The sequence below is a fragment of the Enterobacter sp. S-33 genome, from assembly GCF_028735835.1.
GTDB classification, from domain to species: domain Bacteria; phylum Pseudomonadota; class Gammaproteobacteria; order Enterobacterales; family Enterobacteriaceae; genus Enterobacter; species Enterobacter vonholyi.
Genome location: NZ_CP117838.1, coordinates 4,102,865 through 4,125,319, shown reverse-complemented (window position 1 = coordinate 4,125,319; position 22,455 = coordinate 4,102,865). Strand labels below are relative to the sequence as shown.

Sequence of the window (22,455 nt, the reverse complement as noted above, 5' to 3'; positions counted from 1 at the left end):
ACGAGAAGGTTTTTTTCCCGAAACTTTCTATGTGTCGGCATGTGCTATTCGAAGGGGTAGGTTTGCCGGACTTTGTCGTGTGAACCTCAACTGACTAAACGTTTGGGTGTTCACCAACGTGTAACTTATTATTTGGGTAAGCTTTTAATGAAAACTTTTACAGCTAAACCAGAAACCGTACAGCGCGACTGGTATGTTGTTGACGCGACCGGTAAAACTCTGGGCCGTCTGGCTACTGAACTGGCTCGTCGCCTGCGCGGTAAGCATAAAGCGGAATACACTCCGCACGTTGATACCGGTGATTACATCATCGTTCTGAACGCTGATAAAGTTGCTGTAACCGGCAACAAGCGTACTGACAAAATGTACTACCACCACACCGGCCACATCGGTGGTATCAAAGAAGCGACCTTTGAAGAGATGATTGCCCGCCGTCCTGAGCGTGTGATTGAAATCGCGGTTAAAGGCATGCTGCCAAAAGGCCCGCTGGGTCGTGCTATGTTCCGTAAACTGAAAGTTTACGCAGGCAACGAGCACAACCACGCGGCACAGCAACCGCAAGTTCTTGACATCTAATCGGGATTATAGGCAATGGCTGAAAATCAATACTACGGCACTGGTCGCCGCAAAAGTTCCGCAGCTCGCGTTTTCATCAAACCGGGCAGTGGTAAAATCGTAATCAACCAGCGTTCTCTGGAACAATACTTCGGTCGCGAAACTGCCCGCATGGTAGTTCGCCAGCCGCTGGAACTGGTTGACATGGTAGAAAAACTGGATCTGTACATCACCGTTAAAGGTGGTGGTATCTCCGGTCAGGCAGGTGCGATCCGTCACGGTATCACCCGCGCTCTGATGGAGTACGACGAATCCCTGCGTTCTGAACTGCGTAAAGCTGGCTTCGTTACTCGTGACGCGCGTCAGGTTGAACGTAAGAAAGTGGGTCTGCGTAAAGCACGTCGTCGTCCACAGTTCTCCAAACGTTAATCCATTCTGCTTACGCAGAACGATTGGCGAAAAACCCGCTTCGGCGGGTTTTTTTATGGATAATGCGCAGGTTATCCACAATATCCATGCATATATCTTCTCTTTTTCCACATTTCCAGAATCCCCTCACCACAAAGCCATCAAAATCTGGTAAACTATCATCCAATTTTCTGCCCAAATATCGGTGAATACTCGATTTTTGTTCGATTATTGAACAATGTGTTTTCTCTGGGATGGGCGATACAACATCTGGCTGGCCCCTGTTGGGCTGGTAGCAGTAAAAATTCTGAATATACCTGGAGGTTTTCATGGCTGTCGCTGCCAACAAACGTTCGGTAATGACGCTGTTTTCTGGTCCTACTGACATTTATAGCCATCAGGTTCGTATCGTGCTGGCCGAGAAGGGTGTCAGTTTTGAGATCGAGCATGTGGAAAAGGATAACCCGCCTCAGGATCTGATCGATCTCAACCCGAGCCAAAGCGTACCGACGCTGGTGGATCGCGAGCTGACCCTGTGGGAATCCCGTATCATTATGGAATATCTGGATGAGCGTTTCCCGCATCCGCCGCTGATGCCTGTTTACCCTGTCGCGCGTGGTGAAAGCCGCCTGTACATGCAGCGTATCGAAAAAGACTGGTACTCGCTGATGAATGTGATTACCAGCGGTTCCGCTTCTGAAGCTGACGCTGCGCGTAAGCAACTGCGTGAAGAGCTGCTGGCAATCGCCCCGGTGTTTGGTCAGAAACCGTTCTTCCTGAGCGATGAGTTCAGCCTGGTGGATTGCTACCTGGCACCGCTGCTGTGGCGTCTGCCGACCCTGGGCGTAGAGTTCAGCGGTCCTGGCGCGAAAGAGCTGAAGGGCTACATGACTCGCGTCTTTGAGCGCGACTCTTTCCTGGCATCCTTAACTGAACCGGAACGTGAAATGCGTCTCGGCCGAGGCTAATGACTGTGGAAATGTCACAACTTACCCCACGCCGTCCTTATCTGCTGCGCGCCTTCTATGAATGGCTGCTGGATAACCAGCTCACGCCGCACCTGGTTGTGGATGTGACGTTGCCGGGCGTGCTGGTTCCAATGGAATACGCACGTGACGGGCAGATCGTACTGAACATCGCCCCGCGCGCGGTGGGTAACCTGGAGCTGGCGAACGATGAAGTGCGCTTCAACGCGCGTTTTGGCGGCGTGCCGCGTCAGGTTTCCGTTCCGCTGGCCGCTGTGCTGGCCATCTACGCCCGTGAAAACGGTGCGGGAACTATGTTCGAGCCGGAAGCGGCGTATGATGAAGAGGTTGCCAGCCTGAATGATGAGAATGCATCTGATGAGCGCGAAAGCGACACGGTGATGTCACTTATCGATGGCGATAAACCCGATCATCACGATGACAATGACCCTGATGACGATCCGCCTCCGCGCGGTGGTCGTCCGGCTCTTCGCGTCGTGAAATAAAAAAACAGGCCCAATCGGGCCTGTTTTTTTACACTACCAGGTAGTTCAGTATACCGTCAGCCGCCTTGCGGCCTTCGGCAATCGCCGTCACCACCAGGTCGGAACCGCGAACGATATCGCCACCGGCGAAGATTTTCGGGTTGCTGGTCTGGAACGCATTATCGCTGCCTTCTGGCGCGATTACGCGGCCCTGCGAATCCAGCTCAACGCTGTGCTTCGCCAGCCACTCCATGCTGTGAGGGCGGAAACCGAACGCCATCACCACGGCATCGGCCGGGATCACGTGTTCAGAACCGGCGACGATCTCGGCGCGACGGCGACCTTTCGCATCCGGTGCGCCCATCTCGGTACGCGCCATCTTCACGCCGCTCACTTTGCCGTTGGCATTCACTTCAATACCCAGAGGCTGGATGTTGAACTGGAACTCCACGCCCTCTTCACGCGCGTTTTTCACTTCGCGCTTAGAGCCCGGCATGTTCTCTTCGTCACGACGGTAGGCGCAGATCACGTGTGCCGCATTCTGACGAATGGAGGTACGCACGCAGTCCATCGCGGTATCACCGCCGCCCAGCACCACCACGCGTTTGCCTTCCATGCTGACGAACGGCTCATCGGCGGTTTCGCCGTAGCCCATGATCTGCTTGGTATTGGCAATCAGGAACGGCAGCGCGTCGTACACGCCCGGCGCGTCTTCGTTTTCCAGACCACCGCGCATGGACTGATAGGTGCCCACGCCCAGGAATACGGCGTCGTAATCCTTCAGCAGGTCGTCGAGCTGCACGTCGCGGCCTACTTCCACGTTCAGCTTGAACTCAATGCCCATGCCGGTGAAAATTTCACGGCGACGGGTCATGACCTCTTTTTCCAGCTTGAAGGCCGGGATACCGAAGGTCAGCAGACCGCCGATTTCCGGATGACGGTCAAAGACCACCGCCTTCACGCCGTTGCGGGTCAGCACGTCCGCACAGGCCAGGCCCGCCGGGCCCGCGCCGATGATCGCCACGCGCTTGTCGGTTTGCTTCACGCCGGTCATGTCCGGACGCCAGCCCATCTCGAACGCTTTATCGTTGATATAGCGCTCGATGTTGCCGATGGTCACCGCACCGAACTCGTCGTTCAGCGTACAGGAGCCTTCGCACAGACGGTCCTGAGGACACACGCGGCCGCACACTTCCGGCAGGGTATTGGTCTGGTGAGACAGCTCGGCGGCTTCAAAAATACGTCCTTCGTTGGCCAGCTTCAGCCAGTTCGGGATGTAGTTGTGTACCGGACATTTCCATTCGCAGTAAGGGTTACCGCAGGACAGGCAGCGGTCCGCCTGTGCTTTGGCCTGGCCTTCTGAAAACGGCTCGTAGATTTCAACAAATTCAATTTTGCGGATCTTCAGCGGTTTCTTTGGCGGATCAACACGCTGCAGGTCGATAAACTGGTATACGTTCTGGCTCATCTGAATTCCTTACTGCGCCTGCACACGCAGCTCTGCTGCGCTACGACTACGGTGACCCAACAGGGCTTTAACATCGCTGGACTTCGGCTTAACCAGCGCGAATTTCGCAGAGAACGCCGGCCAGTTCGCCAGGATCTCTTCGCCGCGCGAAGAACCGGTATGCTGCACGTGTTCGGTAATCAAGCCGCGCAGGTGTTCTTCATGGATAGCCAGCGTATCAACGTCCAGCACTTCTACCAGCTCCGGGTTCACGCGTTTGCGGAACTCGCCGTCTTCGTCCAGGACGTACGCAAAACCGCCCGTCATGCCCGCGCCGAAGTTCACGCCGGTTTTACCCAGAACGCAAACAATCCCGCCCGTCATGTATTCACAACCGTTATCGCCAATGCCTTCCACCACGGTGATGGCACCGGAGTTACGCACCGCAAAACGCTCACCCGCACGGCCTGCTGCAAACAGACGACCGCCGGTCGCGCCGTACAGGCAGGTGTTACCGATGATACTGGCCTCATGGCTGCGGAAGGCTGAGCCGACCGGAGGACGCACCGCCAGCAGACCGCCCGCCATGCCTTTACCGACGTAGTCGTTGGCATCGCCGGTCAGGTACAGCTCAACACCACCTGCGTTCCACACGCCGAAGCTCTGACCCGCGGTACCGCTGAAATGCGCGGTAATCGGATCCGACGCCAGCCCCTGGTCACCATGCGTCTGCGCGATGTAGCCGGAGAGCGATGCACCCACGGAACGGTCGGTGTTACAGATATCAAACCAGAACGTTTTGCTCTGCTTGTCGTCCACGTACGGCTTCGCCTGCTGCAGCAGCTGTGCGTTCAGCACGCCGTTATCAAACGGCGGGTTGTTCTCGGTGCAGTAGACCGCTTTGCCAGGATGCGGCTGCGCGGTTTCCAGCAGCTTGCTCAACTCCAGCTTCTGCTGCTTGGCGGTGAAGCCTTCCAGCTCTTTCAGCAGGTCGGTACGGCCAATCAGGTCCACCAGACGTTTAACGCCCAGCTGGGCCATCAGCTCGCGAGTTTCGCGGGCGATGAACTCAAAGTAATTAGTCACTTTGAACGGCAGGCCGTGATAGTGGTTCTTACGCAGTTTCTCGTCCTGGGTTGCAACGCCGGTTGCGCAGTTGTTCAGGTGGCAAATACGCAGGTATTTACAGCCCAGCGCGACCATTGGACCCGTACCGAAACCGAAGCTTTCCGCACCGAGGATCGCCGCCTTGATGATGTCGAGGCCAGTTTTCAGACCGCCATCCACCTGCAGACGGATCTTATGACGCAGACCGTTAGCCACCAGCGCCTGCTGGGTTTCCACCAGGCCAAGCTCCCACGGACAGCCCGCATATTTCACGGAGGAGAGCGGGCTTGCGCCGGTACCGCCGTCATAACCGGCAATGGTGATGAGATCCGCATAGGCCTTCGCCACGCCGGTCGCGATGGTGCCAACGCCCGGTTCGGAAACCAGCTTCACGGAGATCATCGCCTTCGGGTTGACCTGTTTCAGGTCGAAAATAAGCTGCGCCAGGTCCTCGATAGAGTAGATATCGTGGTGCGGCGGCGGGGAGATCAGCGTCACGCCCGGCACGGAATAGCGCAGTTTGGCGATGTACGGGGTGACTTTATCACCCGGCAGCTGACCGCCTTCGCCCGGTTTAGCACCCTGAGCAACTTTAATCTGAATCACGTCGGCGTTGACCAGGTACGCAGGCGTTACGCCAAAGCGACCGGATGCCACCTGCTTGATACGGGACACTTTGTTGGTGCCGTAACGCGCAGGGTCTTCACCGCCTTCGCCGGAGTTGGAGTTGCCGCCGATGCTGTTCATGGCTTCCGCCAGCGCTTCGTGGGCTTCCGGGCTCAGCGCGCCGATGGACATCGCCGCGGTATCGAAGCGTTTGAACAGTTCCGATGCCGGTTCAACTTCGTCAATGCTGACCGCTTCATCGCCCGGATTGAGGGCAATAAGGTCGCGCAGCGTCGCCGCCGGACGGTTATTCACCAGCTCAGCGTACTGCTGATAATCGCTGTATTCACCGCTCTGAACCGCCTGCTGCAGCGTGCGCACCACGTCCGGGTTATAGGCGTGGTATTCGCCACCGTGAACGTATTTCAGCAGACCGCCCTGAACCAGCGGCTTACGTGCCAGCCAGGCGCGCTTGGACAGGTTCACCAGATCCTGCTGGAAGTCCGCAAAACCGGCGCCGCCGATGCGGCTGACCACGCCCTGGAAGCAGAGGTTGGCAACCTCGTCATGCAGGCCGACCGCTTCAAACAGCTTAGAACAGCGGTAGGAGGCAATGGTCGAGATGCCCATTTTGGACATGATCTTGTACAGACCTTTGTTGATGCCGTTACGGTAGTTCAGCATCACCGCGCGGTAATCTTTGTCGATCGCGCGGGTATCCACCAGACGGGCCAGCGTTTCGTAGGCTAGGTACGGGTAGATCGCCGTCGCGCCGAAGCCCAACAGCACGGCAAAGTGATGCGGGTCGCGGGCGCTTGCGGTTTCAACAATGATGTTCGCGTCGCAGCGCAGGCTCTTATCGACCAAACGCGTCTGGATAGCGCCGACCGCCATCGGGGCAGGTACAGGCAGACGGTTTTTCGCGATATTACGGTCGGACAACACCAGCAGCACGGTGCCGTTACGCACCATCTGTTCGGCTTTGTCACACAGCGCATTCACCGTCTCTTCAAGGCTCGCTTCGTTCACGTCGAAGGTAATGTCGAGCGTGTCGGCGCGGTAGTGCTCCTCTTTCATGGTGGTGAGCTGTTTGAAATCTGAATACAGCAGGATCGGCGATTTAAAGGTCAGACGATGCGCCTGGCCTTCGGCCTCGCAGAAGACGTTCATCTCACGACCGATGCTGGTGGCCAGCGACATCACGTGTGCTTCACGCAGCGGATCGATTGGCGGGTTGGTCACCTGCGCGAACTGCTGGCGGAAGTAGTCGTAAATGATGCGCGGCTGGCTGGAGAGCACGGCAAACGGGGTATCGTCACCCATCGAGCCGACCGCTTCTTGGCCGTTTTCACCGAGCACGCGGATGACAGAGTCCAGCTCTTCCGCGCTGTAGTTAAACTGCTTCTGGTAGCTCGCGAGAGTATCGTCGTCCAGCTCGCGGCTGCCCACTTCTTCGTCCGTAAGATCTTCGAACGGCACCAGGCGACGCACGTTCTTCTCCATCCACTCTTTGTACGGGTGGCGGCTCTTCAGATCGTTGTCGGTTTCGGCGGAGTGCAGGATGCGCCCACCGCGGGTGTCGATAACCATCAGCTCGCCCGGACCAACGCGGCCTTTCTCGACCACTTCGTCAGGCTGGTAATCCCAGATGCCGACTTCAGAGGCGCAGGTGATGAGCTTGTCTTTGGTGATAACGTAGCGCGCCGGACGCAGACCGTTACGGTCCAGGTTACAGGCAGCAAAACGGCCGTCGGACATAACGATGCCCGCTGGGCCGTCCCACGGCTCCATGTGCATGGAGTTGAAGTCGAAGAACGCGCGCAGCTCAGGATCCATATCCGGGTTGTTCTGCCAGGCCGGCGGCACGAGCAGACGCATGGCGCGCACGATATCCATCCCGCCCGCCAGCAGCAGTTCCAGCATATTATCCATCGAGCTGGAGTCCGAGCCGGTTTCGTTCACGAACGGCGCGGCATCGTGCAGGTCAGGGATCAGTGGCGTCTGGAACTTATAGGTACGGGCACGGGCCCACTGGCGGTTACCGGTGATGGTGTTGATCTCGCCGTTGTGCGCCAGGTAGCGGAACGGTTGAGCCAGCGGCCAGCGTGGAACGGTGTTGGTGGAGAAGCGCTGGTGGAAAAGGCAAATGGCCGATTCCAGACGCAGGTCCGCCAGGTCCAGGTAGAAGCGCGGCAGGTCAGCCGGCATACACAGACCTTTATAGATGTTCACCAGGTTAGAGAGGCTACAGACGTAGAACTCTTTATCGTCCTGGAGACGTTTTTCAATGCGGCGGCGGGCGATAAACAGACGGCGTTCCATATCACGTGGACGCCAGCCCGCAGGCGCGTTGACGAAAATCTGTTCAATACGAGGCAGCGAGGAGAGGGCGATTTCACCGAGCACCCCTTCGTTGGTTGGCACATCGCGCCAGCCGACAATCGACAGGGTTTCACGCTGAAGTTCTTCTTCGACGATGCGGCGTGAGGCGGCAGCCTTTTCAGGATCCTGATTCAGGAACAGCATGCCGACAGCGTAGTTTTTGGCTAAACGCCAGCCGCGCTCTTCCGCCACGATGCGGAAGAAACGATCCGGTTTTTGCAGCAGCAGGCCGCAACCGTCGCCGGTTTTACCATCGGCAAGGATGGCGCCACGGTGCTGCATACGGGCCAGTGCGTGAATAGCAGTACGCACTACCTTGTGGCTAGGTTCGCCTTCTATGTGGGCGATCAGGCCGAAACCACAGTTATCCTTCTCAAGGGATTTATCGTACAACATATCAGTGAACCTCCCCAGGCTCGTCGGGCTCCCACTGAACTTTACCGTGGCGCACAGGCACAGAAAGAGCATGGCGACGGGGTTTGCGTTTCATACGCGGACCTCGCATTCGCCCTCTTTTTCATCCTTTCGCGCAGGTAAACAAGTTTGAGGACTTGCTTCAGAGGGAATCTCAATTACTGCATAAATATGATGAGCAGGCCGCTCATCCAGAAAGCTTCCAGCGGATTTCCAACTTATCGGGAATTGGTACACAGGTCAAATGGCAATCTTATTTATACAAAAATGTGCTAAAGAGAGTCTATGTTTTTGTATTTTAAGTGTATTTAACTATTTTTACATTGATTGAATGACCTGAGAGCGAGCAGCGGAGTGTGATCTGACTCACTATATGAAAGCGGTATTATCAATGTAGCGTGCTGAATAGCGGTTTTATAGCAGAACAATAATCTGGCAATGGATGCAAACCCGCATAAACCCACTGTTTTTCAGTGGTGGCGCTATAAATGAAAAAAACAATCAGAACATAAGGAAAAGTAATCACAGGCGGCGTGAATGAAATTGCAGTAATCGTGAGTATTTATTCATATGGATAAAGGCCGTCCAGGGCGATTGATCCAGGTCATCGCCGACAGAGGCTAAAAGTGGCAGGCTTGTCCCCTTTCTCCGGGACGGTCTATCAGATTATGCAGTTACAGAAATTAGTCAATATGTTTGGTGGGGATCTTTTGCAGCGGTACGGGCAAAAGGTTCATAAGCTGACGCTGCACGGCGGGTTTAGCTGCCCGAATCGCGATGGCACCATCGGGCGCGGCGGCTGCACCTTCTGTAACGTTGCGTCCTTTGCTGACGAGGCCCAGCGGCATAAATCTATCGCTGAACAGCTTGCCCATCAGGCCAGCCTGGTGAACCGCGCGAAGCAATATCTGGCCTATTTCCAGGCCTACACCAGCACGTGGGCGGAGGTGCAGGTATTGCGTTCGATGTATCAGCAGGCCGTCAGCCAGGCCAATATTGTTGGGCTGTGCGTGGGCACACGCCCGGACTGCGTACCGGACGCGGTGCTGGACCTGCTCAGCGAGTACAAAGAACAAGGCTACGAGATCTGGCTGGAGCTGGGCTTGCAGACCGCGCACGACAAAACGCTGCACCGTATTAACCGTGGTCATGATTTCGCCTGCTACCAGCGCACCACGCGCCTGGCCCGAGAGCGCGGGCTGAAGGTCTGCTCGCATCTGATTGTTGGGTTACCCGGCGAGGGTCAACAGCATGGTCTTGAAACGCTGGAAAAGGTGGTTGAAACCGGCGTGGACGGCATTAAGCTGCACCCGCTGCATATCGTGAAGGGCAGCATTATGGCGAAAGCCTGGGAGGCCGGGCGGTTAAGCGGTATCGAGCTTGAGGACTATACGGTGACGGCGGGGGAGATGATTCGCCACACGCCAGCGGAGATTGTCTACCATCGCATCTCGGCCAGTGCCCGCCGTCCAACGCTTCTGGCACCGCTATGGTGTGAAAACCGCTGGACGGGGATGGTGGAAATTGACCGCTATCTGCAGGAGAACGGCGTACAGGGTTCGGCGCTGGGCCGCCCCTGGATTCCGCGTCTAGCGGCGACGGCCGCCTAGCAAACTCCCCAGCATGCCGCGCACGATTTGATTGGTGACCTGTCGGGCTGCGCTTTTCGCCATGGTCTGCACCACTCCATCGCGCTTGCCGCCGCGCGGCCCGGTGCTGCCGAACAGAATGTCTTTGAGCCCACCGAGAATGCCGTCATCGACGGCGACAGATTGCCCTTTAGCGGCAGGCGCATCCTGCGATTCCGTTGTCGCCTGGACCCCTTTTTGCAGCATCTCGAACGCGGACTCGCGATCCACCTCGTCTTCGTATTTCCCGTAAACCGGAGAGTGGTTAATCAGGCCGTTGCGCTCATCGTCGGTCACCGGCCCCATGCGCGAGCAAGGCGCGATCACCATGGCGCGTTCTACCACAGACGGGCTGCCCTTCGCATCCAGGAACGAGATCAGCGCTTCACCGGTGCCTAGCGCCTGAATCGCCGCTTCGGTATCAAAGGCAGGATTGGCGCGCATGGTTTGCGCGGCGGCTTTCACCGCTTTCTGATCTTTTGGCGTAAAGGCGCGCAGGGCATGCTGCACGCGGTTGCCGAGCTGCCCGAGCACGTTGTCGGGGATATCCGACGGGTTTTGCGAGACAAACCAGACGCCGACGCCTTTGGAGCGGATCAGGCGGATAACCTGTTCGATCTTATCCAGCAATACCTGCGGCGCGTCGTTAAACAGCAGATGCGCTTCGTCAAAGAAGAACACCAGCTTCGGTTTTTCCAGATCGCCCGCTTCCGGTAACTGTTCGTACAGTTCGGAGAGCATCCACAGCAGGCTGGCGGCATAGAGTTTCGGCATCTGATAGAGCTTCTCTGAGCTCAGGATGTTAATAATGCCTTTGCCACTGCTGTCGGTGCGCATCCAGTCTTTGATATCCAGCATGGGTTCACCAAAGAAATGCTCAGCGCCCTGCTGCTCAAGCGTCAGTAGACCGCGCTGAATAGCGCCCACCGAGGCGCTGCTGATATTGCCGTACTGGTTCTGGAAGGATTTGGCGTTATCGCCGATGTATTGCGTAATGGCGCGTAGATCTTTGAAATCAAGCAGCAGCAGTCCCTGATCGTCGGCAATGCGGAAGATAATATTCAGCACGCCGGACTGCACGTCGTTGAGGTTAAGCAGACGGGCCAGCAGCAGTGGGCCGAGATCGGAGACGGTGGCGCGCACCGGGTGGCCTTTCTCACCAAAGATATCCCACACCACCACCGGGTTACCGTGCGGCGTCCAGTCCGTGATGCCAATATTTTTCAGCCGCTCGAGCAGTTTTTCAGATGCCGTCCCATCCTGAGCCACACCGGTTAAATCGCCTTTCACGTCAGCCATAAAGACCGGTACGCCAATCTCTGAAAGCGACTCCGCCAGCTTTTGCAGGGTGACGGTTTTCCCCGTCCCGGTCGCTCCGGTGATCAGACCGTGGCGGTTCGCCATCGCGGGCAGTAAATACAGCTCTTTTTCCAGCGTCCTGGCAATTAACAATGGTGTACTCATGATGCGCTTCCTCTCTTAGTCCTGGGTGGAGTATAGGCAACCTGGCCGCAATTTGGTTGAGTAAATTCCTGACTTTGCGGCGCATTATCCAGCGCGGACTATGCTTTTGCATACGGTTCACAAAATAGTGGGAAACTATGTCCAGATTCTTCTTTAACGATCGCAAACAGCTGGTCAACGATGCCATTGAAGGCATACTGCTTTCTGCACCACACGCTAATCTCGTCAAGCTTGATATCGATCCGGCCATCAGGATCGTCGCACGCGGCGACTGGGACAAAAGCCGCGTGGCGGTGATCTCCGGCGGCGGCTCAGGCCACGAACCCGCGCACGCCGGGTTTGTCGGCAAAGGGATGCTGACGGCGGCAGTGTGTGGTGATCTTTTTGCTTCGCCGAGCGTGGATGCGGTGCTGAATGCCATTGTGGCGGTCACGGGCGACCGGGGCTGTCTGCTGATCGTAAAAAACTACACCGGCGATCGCCTGAACTTTGGTCTGGCGGCGGAAAAGGCTAAACGTTACGGTCTTAAGGTGGAGATGGTGATCGTGGCGGACGATATCGCGCTGCCGGATAACAAGCAGCCGCGCGGTATTGCCGGTACGGCACTGGTGCACAAGATTGCGGGCTATGCGGCGGAGCAGGGGAAATCGCTGAGCGAGGTGCGGGATATTGCGCAACAGGCCTGCGATAACCTCTGGAGCCTGGGCGTGGCGATGCAAACGTGCAACCTGCCGGGCAGCGACGATGAAGAGGGGCGGATTAAACAAGGCCATGTCGAGCTGGGCCTGGGCATTCACGGCGAGCCCGGGGCTTCCGTGGTGGATACGCAAAACAGCAAAGCCATTATCGACACCCTGGTGACGCCGTTACGCGCGCAGGCGGGCGAGGGGCGTTTTGCGGTATTGATTAACAATCTTGGCGGCGTATCGGCGCTGGAGATGGCGCTGCTGACCAAAGAGCTGGCGCACTCGGCGCTGAAAGAGAACATCGCGTACCTGATTGGCCCAGCGCCGCTGGTCAGCGCGCTGGATATGAAAGGCTTTTCGCTGACGCTGCTGAAGCTCACTGATTTCTTCGAAAAGGCGATTTACGCTGATGTCGAGACGCTGGGCTGGCAGAAGCCCGTGGCGTTTGCGCCACTGCGTACCGTTGAGCACAGCGCCATTCATGATCGAGTGGAATATACCTCATCGGACAATCCGCAGGTAGGAGCGTGTGTCTTCTCAGTGACAAAAACGCTGATCCAGCTGGAAAACCGCCTGAACGCGCTGGATGCGAAAGTGGGTGATGGCGATACCGGCTCCACCTTTGCGCAAGGGGCGCGGGATATTGCGCAGCGACTGGAGGAGAACACGCTCCCGCTTAATGATGTGTCTAAGCTGCTGCTGCTGGTTGGCGAGCGGCTGGCGACGGTGATGGGCGGGTCGAGCGGGGTGCTGATGTCGATCTTCTTCACTGCGGCCGGGCAAAAGCTTCACGATGGTCAGCCACTCCCTGAGGCCTTGCTCAGCGGACTGGCGCAGATGAAGCAGTACGGTGGGGCAGATCTCGGCGATCGCACGCTGATCGACGCGCTGCAACCGGCGCTGGAGGCGTTGCTGAAGGGAGATATCGAGGCAGCGGCGAAGGCAGCACAGCACGGTGCCGAAGCAACGGCGAAAATGGCGAAAGCCGGCGCGGGACGCTCGTCGTATGTCAATAAAGAGAACCTGGATGGGGTAATGGATCCGGGAGCGGTCGCGGTAGCGGAAGTATTTAACGTATTGGCGCAGCAGTGAAAGTAGGCCGGGTAAGGCGAAGCCGCCACCCGGCAAACTCACATCAGAAATCCGCTTTCAGCACCACGCGGTAGCGGGCTTTACCGTCGCGCACGTGCTGGATCGCTTCGTTGATTTTCGACATTGGATACAGTTCGGTGGTCGGCGCCACTTTGGTGCGTCCGGCGAATTTCATCAGTTTGCGCAGCTCGTACGGCGTACCGGTAGCAGAACCGGATATGCTGCGATCCCCACCGATCAGGGTAAACGCCGGAACCGGCAGCGGCTTCATCACCGCACCCACGGTGTGGAAGTTACCGCCGTAGGCCAGCGCTTCAAAGTACGGCTGCCAGTCGAGATCCACGTTAACGGTGTTGATGATCAGATCAAACTGGCCCGCCAGCGCGTTCAGCGCCTGCGGATCGCGGCTATTCACCACTTTATCCGCCCCCATCGCCAGCACTTCTTTCTCTTTGGCCGGGTTCGAGCTGAACGCCGTGACTTCACAGCCCATCGCGTGCAGCAGCTTAATGGCAATATGCCCCAGTCCGCCGATACCAATGACGCCGACGCGGCTGGTAGCGGTGATATGGTGCATCAGCAGCGGTTTGAAGACGGTGATACCGCCGCACAGCAGCGGACCGGCGGATTCGATATCAATGCTGTCCGGCAGCGGGATGACCCATTGCCAGTCGGCGCGCAGTTTATCGGCAAAACCACCTTTGTTGAGAATGGTGGGAACGGCGCCTTCGAGGCAGTTGATTTGATTGCCGCTGATACAGGCATCGCAGTGACCACAGCTGCGTGCCGTCCAGCCAATGCCCACGCGCTGGCCCACTTTCAGCCCTTTGTCCTGCGCGGCGCTACCGAGCGCCACGACGCGGCCAATGACTTCGTGTCCGGCAACCAGCGGATAGCTGGAGAAGCCCCATTCGTTGTCGATCATCGAGAGATCCGAGTGGCAGATCCCGCAGTAATCAACCTGTACTTCGACGTCTTCTGCTTTTAGTTCGCCCGCATCGTACTCGTACAGCTCAAGTTCTGCACCCGCCTGCGGTGCGGCGTAGCTTTTTATCTTCGACATCGTGTTTCCCCCGTTGTGGTGTGAACTGAGAGTGTAGAGCATTCAGTTTACAGCCGCTTAACAGAAGAGGGCAGGAACGAAAGTTACAGACTTTTCAGCATTCTGACTTCGCAATCAACGTGGCCGGTACAGCCCAGCGGCGCATCGATATGCTCAAAGCCCAGATGTTCATACAGGCCGATGGCCTCTTTGAGGAAGGCGGTCGTTTCAAGGTAGCAGCGGGTAAAACCCTGCTTTCGCGCGTGGTCCAGCGCCATCAGCGCCAGCTTTTTTGCCAGTCCTTGTCCGCGTGCCGTTGGCAGGAAATACATTTTCTGCAGCTCGCAGATATCCGGCTCGCTGCAGCTGAGGGGCGCCACGCCGCCGCCTCCGACAACCTGGCCGTTCTGCTCGATTACCCAGTAGGCGTGCCCTGGCTGGCTGTAGAGCTGGTAAAGCGCGTCCAGGTTCGGGTCGGCAACCGTGTAGCCTTTGTCAGCCGTCAGGCCATATTCGGCAGAAACGGTGCGGATAACGGCGGCGATAGCCGGGTTGTCCTGCTCAGCGATCCGGCGCATCGTCGTCGCGACGGGGGTAATCACGCTCATAGCATTACTCATTACAAAAATTGACACATAACTGCTGTTAATAGCACCGCAGAAAGGGGAGTGCAAGCGAGGAGTTTTCAGGAAGGATACCCCTTACGCTCTGAAGCGTAAGGGGTAAAAGCATTACAGGGCAGCGATAACCGCCTGCTGCTCAATCAGCTTGGTCTTCGCATCGGCGAAGGCAACCAGACGCTCACGCTCTTTCGCGATGACCGCTTCCGGCGCGCGGGCGACAAAGCCTTCGTTCGCCAGCTTGCTTTCGATTTTGCCAATTTCCACGTCGACTTTTGCCACTTCTTTCGCCAGACGAGCCAGCTCGGCGTCTTTGTCGATCAGACCCGCCATCGGGATCAGCAGCTCGGCGCCGTCGATGATTTTGGTCACGGAAACCGGACCTTTGTCATCCGCAGGCAGCACGGTGATGCTTTCCAGACGCGCCATAGTTTTCAGGAAGGTGTTGTTCTCTGTGACGCGACGAACGGCAGCTTCGCTGCAGCCACGAAGCAGCAGCTCCAGCGGTTTGCCAGGGGCAATGTTCATTTCAGCACGGATGTTACGTACCGCAACGATCGCCTGCTTCAGCCACTCGGTATCCGCTGATGCCGCTTCATCCACTTTCGCCGCATCGAATTCCGGGAACGGCTGCAGCATGATGGTATCTGCGTTGATGCCGGCAATCACCTTCACGCGCTGCCAGATGGTCTCGGTGATGAATGGAATAACCGGGTGCGCCAGGCGCAGCAGGCCTTCCAGAACGGTAATCAACGTGTTGCGCGTGCCGCGCAGTTCCGCTTCAGTGCCGCCGTTCATGACCGGCTTCGCCAGCTCCAGATACCAGTCGCAGAACTGGTTCCAGGTGAATTCATACAGGATGCCCGCCGCGATGTCGAAGCGGTAGCTGTCCAGCGCCTCACGGAACGCTTTCACCGTCTGGTTGAATTCCGCCAGGATCCAGCGGTCAGCCAGAGACAGCGTCATTTCGCCGCCGTTGAAGCCACAATCCTGATCTTCGGTGTTCATCAGCACGAAGCGGCTGGCGTTCCACAGCTTGTTACAGAAGTTACGGTAACCTTCCAGACGCTTCATGTCCCAGTTGATGTCACGGCCGGTAGAGGCCAGTGCCGCCAGGGTGAAGCGCAGGGCGTCGGTACCGTGAGCCTCAATCCCGTTCGGGAACTGCTTCTCGGTGCGCTTGCGGATTTTCTCCGCCAGCTGCGGCTGCATCATGTTGCCGGTACGTTTTTCCAGCAGCTCTTCCAGAGAGATACCGTCAACCATGTCCAGCGGGTCAATAACGTTCCCCTTGGACTTGGACATCTTCTGGCCTTCGTCGTCGCGGATCAGACCGGTCATATAGACGGTATGGAACGGAACCTGCGGCTTGCCGTCTTCGTCTTTGATGAAGTGCATGGTCATCATGATCATGCGGGCAATCCAGAAGAAGATGATGTCGAAACCGGACACCATCACGCTGGTTGGATGGAACTGACGCAGCGCGTCGGTGTTTTCTGGCCAGCCAAGGGTGGAGAAGGTCCACAGCGCGGAGGAGAACCAGGTGTCCAGCACGTCTTCGTCCTGACGCAGGGCAACATCCGCGCTCAGGTTGTTTTCCTGACGCACTTCATCTTCGCTGCGACCAACGTAGACGTTGCCTTCATTGTCGTACCATGCCGGGATACGGTGACCCCACCACAGCTGACGAGAGATACACCAGTCCTGAATATCGCGCATCCAGGAGAAGTACATGTTTTCGTACTGCTTCGGCACGAACTGAATGCTGCCGTTCTCAACCGCTTCCACAGCCGGTTTCGCCAGCACGTCGGCACGCACGTACCACTGGTCGGTCAGCATTGGCTCGATTACCACGCCACCACGGTCGCCGTACGGCACGGTCAGGTCGTGAGGCTTGATCTCTTCCAGCAGGCCCAGTGCGTCAACGGCAGCCACGATCGCTTTACGCGCGGCAAAACGTTCCAGCTTCTGGAACTCCGCCGGGATGTCGCTGGAATAAACGTCGGATTCGTTGCCTTTGGTGTCGTACACTTCTGCGCTTTCGCGGATATCGCCGTCGAAGGTAAGAATGTTGATCATCGGCAGGGCGTGACGACGACCCACTTCATAGTCGTTGAAGTCGTGCGCCGGGGTGATTTTCACGCAGCCGGTGCCTTTTTCCATGTCGGCGTGTTCGTCGCCCACAATCGGAATACGGCGGTTTACCAGCGGCAGCACCACGAATTTGCCGATCAAATCTTTATAACGCGGATCTTCCGGGTTAACGGCCACGCCGGTATCGCCCAGCAGGGTTTCCGGACGGGTGGTCGCGACCACCAGGTAATCTTTGCCGTCGGCGGTTTTTGCACCGTCGGCCAGCGGATAGCGGATGTGCCACATGGAGCCTTTAGACTCGCGGTTTTCCACTTCCAGGTCAGAAATTGCGGTGCGCAGTTTCGGATCCCAGTTTACCAGGCGTTTGCCGCGGTAAATCAGGTCTTCTTTATACAGGCGAACGAAGACTTCTTTAACGGCATTGGACAGGCCTTCATCCATGGTGAAGCGCTCGCGCTCCCAGTCCACGGAGTTGCCGAGACGACGCATCTGACGGGTAATGGTGCCGCCAGATTCCGCTTTCCACTGCCAGATTTTGTCGATAAAAGCGTCGCGACCGTAGTCGTGGCGGGTTTTTCCTTCTTCAGCGGCAATTTTACGCTCAACCACCATCTGGGTCGCGATACCCGCGTGGTCAGTCCCCGCCTGCCACAGGGTGTTTTTGCCCTGCATGCGCTGGTAACGGATCATGGTGTCCATGATGGTCTGCTGGAAAGCATGACCCATATGCAAACTGCCGGTGACGTTCGGCGGCGGGATCATGATGCAGAAGGACTCTTTGCTTTCGTCGCCGTTAGGCTTGAAATAGCCCTGCCGTTCCCAGTGCTCGTAAAGCGGCTGTTCGATATCGCGTGGGTTATATGTCTTTTCCATTATTTCCAGGTTGCCGTATTCAGGTTAAAACCAGCCAGGCGGTACGCTTTGTAGCGTTCGCGCGCCAGTTGTTTCAAAGATTCTTCGTAAGGGACAAAGTCTACCACTTCTGTGAAAGCGGTGGCAAAATCTGCAAAATCTATCCGCAGGCTAATCAGAATGTCGCGCGCGCTGCTGTTGCGCTTTTGCGGCCAGGCAATTTCAACCGGTGCCCCGCCGCGCGGACCTTCGCCTGACAGGTTATGCGGAACAAAACTCTCCGGCGGGCGGGCCCACAGCGCTTCATCGAGACGAATCGCCTGCTGCTCATCTTCACAGGCTATCAACACGCGTTTGCCTGCGCGCCAACGTTCTGCGGCAATTTCACACACCAGCTGTTCGACGGCGCTGAGGCCATCCTGATGGGTGTCGTTGTCCAGAAGGTAGAACGTTGCATTCTTCATATATGGGGCTTCTTGTGCTCACTTTAAATGCTTAAGCCGGGCGGCGGCTTCGCCTTACCCGGCCTACGGTTTACTGCCGTTTTGACTTACTCGTCGCCGTTAAAACCCGCACGATTGAGCAGGAACTGCGACAACAGCGCTACCGGGCGACCGGTTGCGCCTTTGGCCTTGCCGGAGCGCCACGCGGTGCCCGCGATATCCAGGTGCGCCCAGTTGTACTTGCGGGTGAAGCGCGCCAGGAAGCAGCCCGCGGTGATCGCCCCGCCAGGACGTCCGCCAATGTTCGCCATATCCGCAAAGTTAGACTCCAGCTGATCCTGATATTCGTCACCCAGCGGCAGACGCCATGCGCGGTCCCCGGCCTGCTCTGACGCACCAATCAGCTCATGCGCCAGCGGATTGTGGTTCGACATCAGGCCGGTAATGTGATGGCCCAGCGCAATCACACAGGCTCCGGTGAGCGTGGCGACGTCAATCACCGCTTCCGGCTCGAAGCGCTCAACGTAGGTCAACACGTCACAGAGTACCAGACGGCCTTCGGCGTCGGTATTCAGCACTTCAACGGTCTGGCCGGACATGGTGGTCAGAACGTCCCCCGGACGATAGGCGCGGCCGCCAGGCATGTTTTCGCAGCCCGCCAGAACGCCGATCACGTTGATAGGCAACTGAAGTTCCGCAACCATCCGCATCACGCCGTAAACCGCCGCCGCGCCGCACATGTCGTACTTCATCTCATCCATGCCTTCGGCAGGCTTGATGGAGATACCGCCGGAGTCGAAGGTCAGGCCTTTACCGACGAGCACAATCGGGCGTGCGTCTTCGGACGGGTTGCCTTTGTACTCAATGACCGACATCAGGGATTCGTTTTGCGAGCCGTTACCGACCGCCAGATAAGAGTGCATCCCCAGCTCTTTCATCTGCTGTTCGCCGATGACGCGGGTAATGACGTTTTTGCTGTAGGCGTCGGCCAGCTGACGCGCCTGAGAAGCGAGGTATGCCGCGTTACAGATGTTCGGCGGCATGTTGCCGAGATCTTTAGCCGCTTTAATGCCGGCTGCAATGGCCAGACCGTGTTGAATGGCGCGTTCACCGCTGGTCAGTTCACGACGGGTTGGCACGTTAAAGACCATTTTACGCAGCGGACGACGCGGCTCGCTTTTATTGGTTTTCAGCTGATCGAAGCTGTACAGGCTCTCTTTTGCCGTTTCAACCGCCTGACGCACTTTCCAGTAGGTGTTACGCCCTTTGACGTGCAGCTCGGTCAGGAAGCAGACGGCTTCCATTGAGCCAGTATCATTCAGCGTATTGATTGTTTTCTGAATCACCTGCTTATACTGACGTTCATCCAGCTCGCGTTCTTTGCCGCAGCCAATCAGCAGAATACGCTCTGACAGTACGTTCGGAACATGGTGCAGTAACAGCGTCTGCCCAGGTTTGCCTTCCAGTTCGCCACGGCGCAGCAGGGCGCTAATATAGCCGTCACTGATTTTATCGAGTTGCTCGGCGATCGGGGAGAGTCGGCGTGGTTCAAAGACGCCCACAACGATGCAGGCACTCCGCTGTTTCTCCGGGCTACCGCTTTTTACACTGAACTCCATGCACTACGCTCCTGAATCTTAAAGACAACGGCGGCAGCTACGGATAGAATTGAAACCTTTCGTAACTCATGTCCGCTGTTGTGGTGACTTCGTGTTAATCTTACGTTACTACGGTTTCGACACGTCAGAAACAATCCTGAAGCGTGAATCCGCCGGATGTTTTAATCTTAGCGATGATTTCGACGACTCAAGAGAATAAATGACGTTTAAGCCATGAAACAAGCGATTTTCCAGCAAAGAGACGGGTTTTTACGGGCGTATTTAAAGTGATAATCATAAGATATCTGGTGCGGGAGACGCTCAAAAGCCAACTGGCGATCCTTTTCATCCTGCTGCTGATTTTTTTCTGTCAGAAGCTGGTTAAGATCCTCGGTGCGGCCGTTGACGGCGAAATTCCAACAAATCTGGTACTTTCCCTGCTTGGCTTAGGGATCCCGGAAATGGCGCAGCTTATCCTGCCGCTAAGTCTTTTCCTTGGCCTGCTCATGACGCTTGGGAAACTCTACACCGAGAGTGAAATCACGGTGATGCACGCCTGCGGCCTGAGCAAAGCGGTCCTGGTGAAAGCCGCCATGATACTGGCGCTGTTCACGGGTATCGTTGCGGCGGTGAATGTGATGTGGGCGGGGCCCATGTCTTCCCGCCATCAGGACGAAGTGCTGGCCGAAGCGAAAGCCAACCCCGGCATGGCGGCGTTAGCCCAGGGGCAGTTCCAGCAGGCAACCGACGGAAACTCCGTGCTGTTTATTGAGAGCGTTGACGGCAGTAAATTCAACGACGTCTTCCTTGCGCAGCTGCGTCCCAAAGGAAACGCGCGTCCTTCAGTGGTGGTTGCAGATTCCGGTCAGCTTGCTCAGCGCAAAGATGGTTCACAGGTCGTGACGCTGAACAAGGGTACCCGTTTTGAAGGCACCGCGATGCTGCGCGACTTCCGTATTACCGATTTCCAGAACTATCAGGCCATTATCGGCCATCAGACCGTGGCGCTCGATCCAACGGATACCGAGCAAATGGACATGCGTACCCTCTGGAATACCGATACTGACCGGGCGCGCGCTGAGTTCCACTGGCGTATCACGCTCGTCTTCACCGTGTTTATGATGGCGCTGATTGTCGTTCCGCTGAGCGTGGTGAACCCGCGTCAGGGACGCGTGCTCTCTATGCTGCCGGCGATGCTGCTTTACCTGATCTATTTCCTGCTGCAAACCTCGATTCGTTCCAACGGCGCGAAGGGTAAGCTGGACCCTATGGTCTGGACATGGTTCGTCAACAGCCTGTACATCTTACTGGCGCTGGGGTTAAACCTGTGGGATACGGTGCCTGTGCGCCGTATACGTGCCCGATTCTCGCGTAAAGGAGCCATCTAATGCAGGCGTTTGGCGTTCTTGATCGCTATATCGGTAAAACCATTTTTACCACCATCATGATGACGTTGTTCATGCTGGTGTCGCTCTCCGGCATTATCAAATTTGTCGATCAGCTGAAAAAAGCCGGGCAGGGGAGCTATGACGCGCTGGGCGCGGGGATGTATACCCTGCTCAGCGTGCCGAAAGATGTACAGATCTTCTTCCCGATGGCGGCCCTGCTGGGGGCGCTGCTGGGGCTGGGAATGCTGGCGCAGCGCAGCGAGCTGGTCGTTATGCAGGCCTCGGGTTTTACCCGTATGCAGGTTGCGCTGTCGGTGATGAAAACCGCAATCCCACTGGTGCTGTTGACCATGGCGATTGGCGAATGGGTTGCGCCTCAGGGTGAACAGATGGCGCGTAACTACCGTGCTCAGGCCATGTACGGTGGTTCACTGCTCTCGACTCAGCAAGGTTTATGGGCTAAAGACGGTAAAAACTTCGTCTACATCGAACGGGTGAAGGGGAATGATGAACTGGGCGGGGTGAGCATCTACGCTTTCGATGACCAGCGCCGTCTGCAGTCCGTTCGCCACGCCTCTTCGGCGAAATTTGACGCCGAACATAAGCAGTGGCGGTTGTCCCAGGTTGATGAATCCGACCTGACCGATCCGAAACAGATTACGGGTTCTCAGACGGTAACCGGCACGTGGAAGACCAACCTGACGCCTGACAAGCTCGGTGTTGTTGCCTTGGATCCTGACGCGCTCTCCATCAGCGGTCTGCACAACTATGTGAAATATCTGAAGTCGAGCGGGCAGGATGCGGGACGTTATCAGCTCAACATGTGGAGCAAAATCTTCCAGCCAATGTCCGTGGCGGTAATGATGCTGATGGCGCTGTCGTTTATCTTCGGTCCGTTGCGCAGCGTGCCGATGGGGGTTCGCGTCGTGACCGGCATCAGCTTCGGCTTTGTGTTCTACGTGCTCGATCAGATCTTCGGTCCGCTGACGCTGGTTTATGGCATTCCGCCGATAATTGGTGCGCTGCTGCCAAGCGCCAGCTTCCTCCTGATCAGCCTCTGGCTGATGTTGAAACGCTCCTGAATGACCTCTCCTCGCTTCCGGTTACCCGGGAGCGAGGCTAATCACCTGTTTCACCCCGCACTTTTTCTCATAACCTTCAACGCCTCGCCCTGAATTT

Annotated in this window: 16 protein-coding genes; 8 read left to right on the top strand and 8 right to left on the bottom strand. The window is 56.9% G+C overall.

The window, feature by feature from the left end:
• Positions 1 to 147: 147 nt before the first annotated feature.
• From rplM to sspB, 4 genes are all read left to right on the top strand, one after another.
• Positions 148 to 576 carry a 50S ribosomal protein L13 gene (rplM, locus tag PUP35_RS19575; RefSeq protein ID WP_003860434.1) on the top strand — a complete coding sequence of 143 codons (429 nt, stop codon included), beginning with the start codon at positions 148 to 150 and terminating at the stop codon, positions 574 to 576.
• A 15-nt stretch (positions 577 to 591) separates the two neighbouring features.
• Complete coding sequence (gene rpsI / locus PUP35_RS19570) at positions 592 to 984, top strand: 30S ribosomal protein S9 (protein ID WP_003860436.1); 393 nt, start codon at positions 592 to 594, stop codon at positions 982 to 984.
• 308 nt (positions 985 to 1,292) lie between these two features.
• A complete protein-coding gene (sspA, locus tag PUP35_RS19565; protein ID WP_014885418.1) occupies positions 1,293 to 1,931 on the top strand; it encodes a stringent starvation protein SspA in 639 nt (212 codons plus the stop codon).
• A gap of 5 nt (positions 1,932 to 1,936) precedes the next feature.
• Complete coding sequence (sspB, locus tag PUP35_RS19560) at positions 1,937 to 2,434, top strand: ClpXP protease specificity-enhancing factor (protein WP_115876392.1); 498 nt, start codon at positions 1,937 to 1,939, stop codon at positions 2,432 to 2,434.
• A gap of 28 nt (positions 2,435 to 2,462) precedes the next feature.
• Here sspB and gltD read toward each other — a convergent pair whose 3' ends face one another.
• Both gltD and gltB read right to left on the bottom strand, forming a co-directional pair.
• Positions 2,463 to 3,881 carry a glutamate synthase subunit GltD gene (gene gltD, locus PUP35_RS19555; protein ID WP_274240988.1) on the bottom strand — a complete coding sequence of 473 codons (1,419 nt, stop codon included), beginning with the start codon at positions 3,879 to 3,881 and terminating at the stop codon, positions 2,463 to 2,465.
• Positions 3,882 to 3,890: 9 nt separating this feature from the next.
• Positions 3,891 to 8,351, bottom strand: a complete 4,461-nt coding sequence (gltB, locus tag PUP35_RS19550; protein WP_274240987.1) for a glutamate synthase large subunit — start codon at positions 8,349 to 8,351, stop codon at positions 3,891 to 3,893.
• A 686-nt stretch (positions 8,352 to 9,037) separates the two neighbouring features.
• Between gltB and PUP35_RS19545 the strand changes: the two genes are divergently transcribed.
• Entirely contained in the window at positions 9,038 to 9,979 is a 942-nt protein-coding gene (locus tag PUP35_RS19545) for a TIGR01212 family radical SAM protein (RefSeq protein ID WP_271369517.1), read from the top strand.
• Here the strand turns inward: PUP35_RS19545 and PUP35_RS19540 are convergent.
• Positions 9,959 to 11,461 (bottom strand): helicase HerA-like C-terminal domain-containing protein, encoded by a 1,503-nt coding sequence (locus tag PUP35_RS19540; protein WP_115876361.1) that lies wholly within the window; start codon positions 11,459 to 11,461, stop codon positions 9,959 to 9,961. The genes PUP35_RS19545 and PUP35_RS19540 overlap by 21 nt on opposite strands.
• Positions 11,462 to 11,598: 137 nt before the next feature.
• On the opposite strand from PUP35_RS19540, the gene PUP35_RS19535 reads away from it, so the two are divergent.
• Entirely contained in the window at positions 11,599 to 13,239 is a 1,641-nt protein-coding gene (locus PUP35_RS19535) for a dihydroxyacetone kinase subunit DhaK (protein WP_127732420.1), read from the top strand.
• 43 nt (positions 13,240 to 13,282) lie between these two features.
• Here PUP35_RS19535 and ahr read toward each other — a convergent pair whose 3' ends face one another.
• The 5 genes from ahr to pepA all read right to left on the bottom strand — a co-directional run bounded on the left by ahr (position 13,283) and on the right by pepA (position 19,909).
• On the bottom strand, positions 13,283 to 14,302 hold the full coding sequence (ahr, locus tag PUP35_RS19530; protein WP_021242270.1) for an NADPH-dependent aldehyde reductase Ahr: 1,020 nt from the start codon (positions 14,300 to 14,302) through the stop codon (positions 13,283 to 13,285).
• 83 nt (positions 14,303 to 14,385) lie between these two features.
• The gene (locus PUP35_RS19525) at positions 14,386 to 14,889 is read right to left on the bottom strand and encodes a GNAT family N-acetyltransferase (RefSeq protein ID WP_271369473.1); all 504 of its coding nucleotides are present in this window, start codon (positions 14,887 to 14,889) and stop codon (positions 14,386 to 14,388) included.
• A gap of 123 nt (positions 14,890 to 15,012) precedes the next feature.
• Positions 15,013 to 17,868, bottom strand: a complete 2,856-nt coding sequence (locus tag PUP35_RS19520) for a valine--tRNA ligase (RefSeq protein ID WP_274240986.1) — start codon at positions 17,866 to 17,868, stop codon at positions 15,013 to 15,015.
• A complete protein-coding gene (gene holC / locus PUP35_RS19515) occupies positions 17,868 to 18,311 on the bottom strand; it encodes a DNA polymerase III subunit chi (RefSeq protein ID WP_008502815.1) in 444 nt (147 codons plus the stop codon). The genes PUP35_RS19520 and holC overlap by 1 nt, the downstream gene beginning before the upstream one ends.
• Before the next feature lie 86 nt (positions 18,312 to 18,397).
• Positions 18,398 to 19,909, bottom strand: a complete 1,512-nt coding sequence (gene pepA / locus PUP35_RS19510) for a leucyl aminopeptidase (protein WP_023309366.1) — start codon at positions 19,907 to 19,909, stop codon at positions 18,398 to 18,400.
• A gap of 266 nt (positions 19,910 to 20,175) precedes the next feature.
• Here pepA and lptF point away from each other — a divergent pair, with 266 nt between their 5' ends.
• Together lptF and lptG are read left to right on the top strand one after the other, a co-directional pair.
• On the top strand, positions 20,176 to 21,276 hold the full coding sequence (gene lptF, locus PUP35_RS19505) for an LPS export ABC transporter permease LptF (protein WP_047650945.1): 1,101 nt from the start codon (positions 20,176 to 20,178) through the stop codon (positions 21,274 to 21,276).
• The gene (gene lptG, locus PUP35_RS19500) at positions 21,276 to 22,358 is read left to right on the top strand and encodes an LPS export ABC transporter permease LptG (protein ID WP_115876359.1); all 1,083 of its coding nucleotides are present in this window, start codon (positions 21,276 to 21,278) and stop codon (positions 22,356 to 22,358) included. The genes lptF and lptG overlap by 1 nt, the downstream gene beginning before the upstream one ends.
• Positions 22,359 to 22,455 lie beyond the last annotated feature (97 nt).

Coding starts and splice junctions, on each gene's coding strand:
- PUP35_RS19520 (WP_274240986.1), bottom strand. CDS start 17,868: ATGGAAAAGACATATAACCCACGCGATATCGAACAGCCGCTTTACGAG.
- PUP35_RS19525 (WP_271369473.1), bottom strand. CDS start 14,889: ATGAGCGTGATTACCCCCGTCGCGACGACGATGCGCCGGATCGCTGAG.
- PUP35_RS19545 (WP_271369517.1), top strand. CDS start 9,038: ATGCAGTTACAGAAATTAGTCAATATGTTTGGTGGGGATCTTTTGCAG.
- PUP35_RS19540 (WP_115876361.1), bottom strand. CDS start 11,461: ATGAGTACACCATTGTTAATTGCCAGGACGCTGGAAAAAGAGCTGTAT.
- gltB (WP_274240987.1), bottom strand. CDS start 8,351: ATGTTGTACGATAAATCCCTTGAGAAGGATAACTGTGGTTTCGGCCTG.
- gltD (WP_274240988.1), bottom strand. CDS start 3,881: ATGAGCCAGAACGTATACCAGTTTATCGACCTGCAGCGTGTTGATCCG.
- holC (WP_008502815.1), bottom strand. CDS start 18,311: ATGAAGAATGCAACGTTCTACCTTCTGGACAACGACACCCATCAGGAT.
- sspA (WP_014885418.1), top strand. CDS start 1,293: ATGGCTGTCGCTGCCAACAAACGTTCGGTAATGACGCTGTTTTCTGGT.
- rplM (WP_003860434.1), top strand. CDS start 148: ATGAAAACTTTTACAGCTAAACCAGAAACCGTACAGCGCGACTGGTAT.
- rpsI (WP_003860436.1), top strand. CDS start 592: ATGGCTGAAAATCAATACTACGGCACTGGTCGCCGCAAAAGTTCCGCA.
- ahr (WP_021242270.1), bottom strand. CDS start 14,302: ATGTCGAAGATAAAAAGCTACGCCGCACCGCAGGCGGGTGCAGAACTT.
- PUP35_RS19535 (WP_127732420.1), top strand. CDS start 11,599: ATGTCCAGATTCTTCTTTAACGATCGCAAACAGCTGGTCAACGATGCC.
- pepA (WP_023309366.1), bottom strand. CDS start 19,909: ATGGAGTTCAGTGTAAAAAGCGGTAGCCCGGAGAAACAGCGGAGTGCC.
- lptG (WP_115876359.1), top strand. CDS start 21,276: ATGCAGGCGTTTGGCGTTCTTGATCGCTATATCGGTAAAACCATTTTT.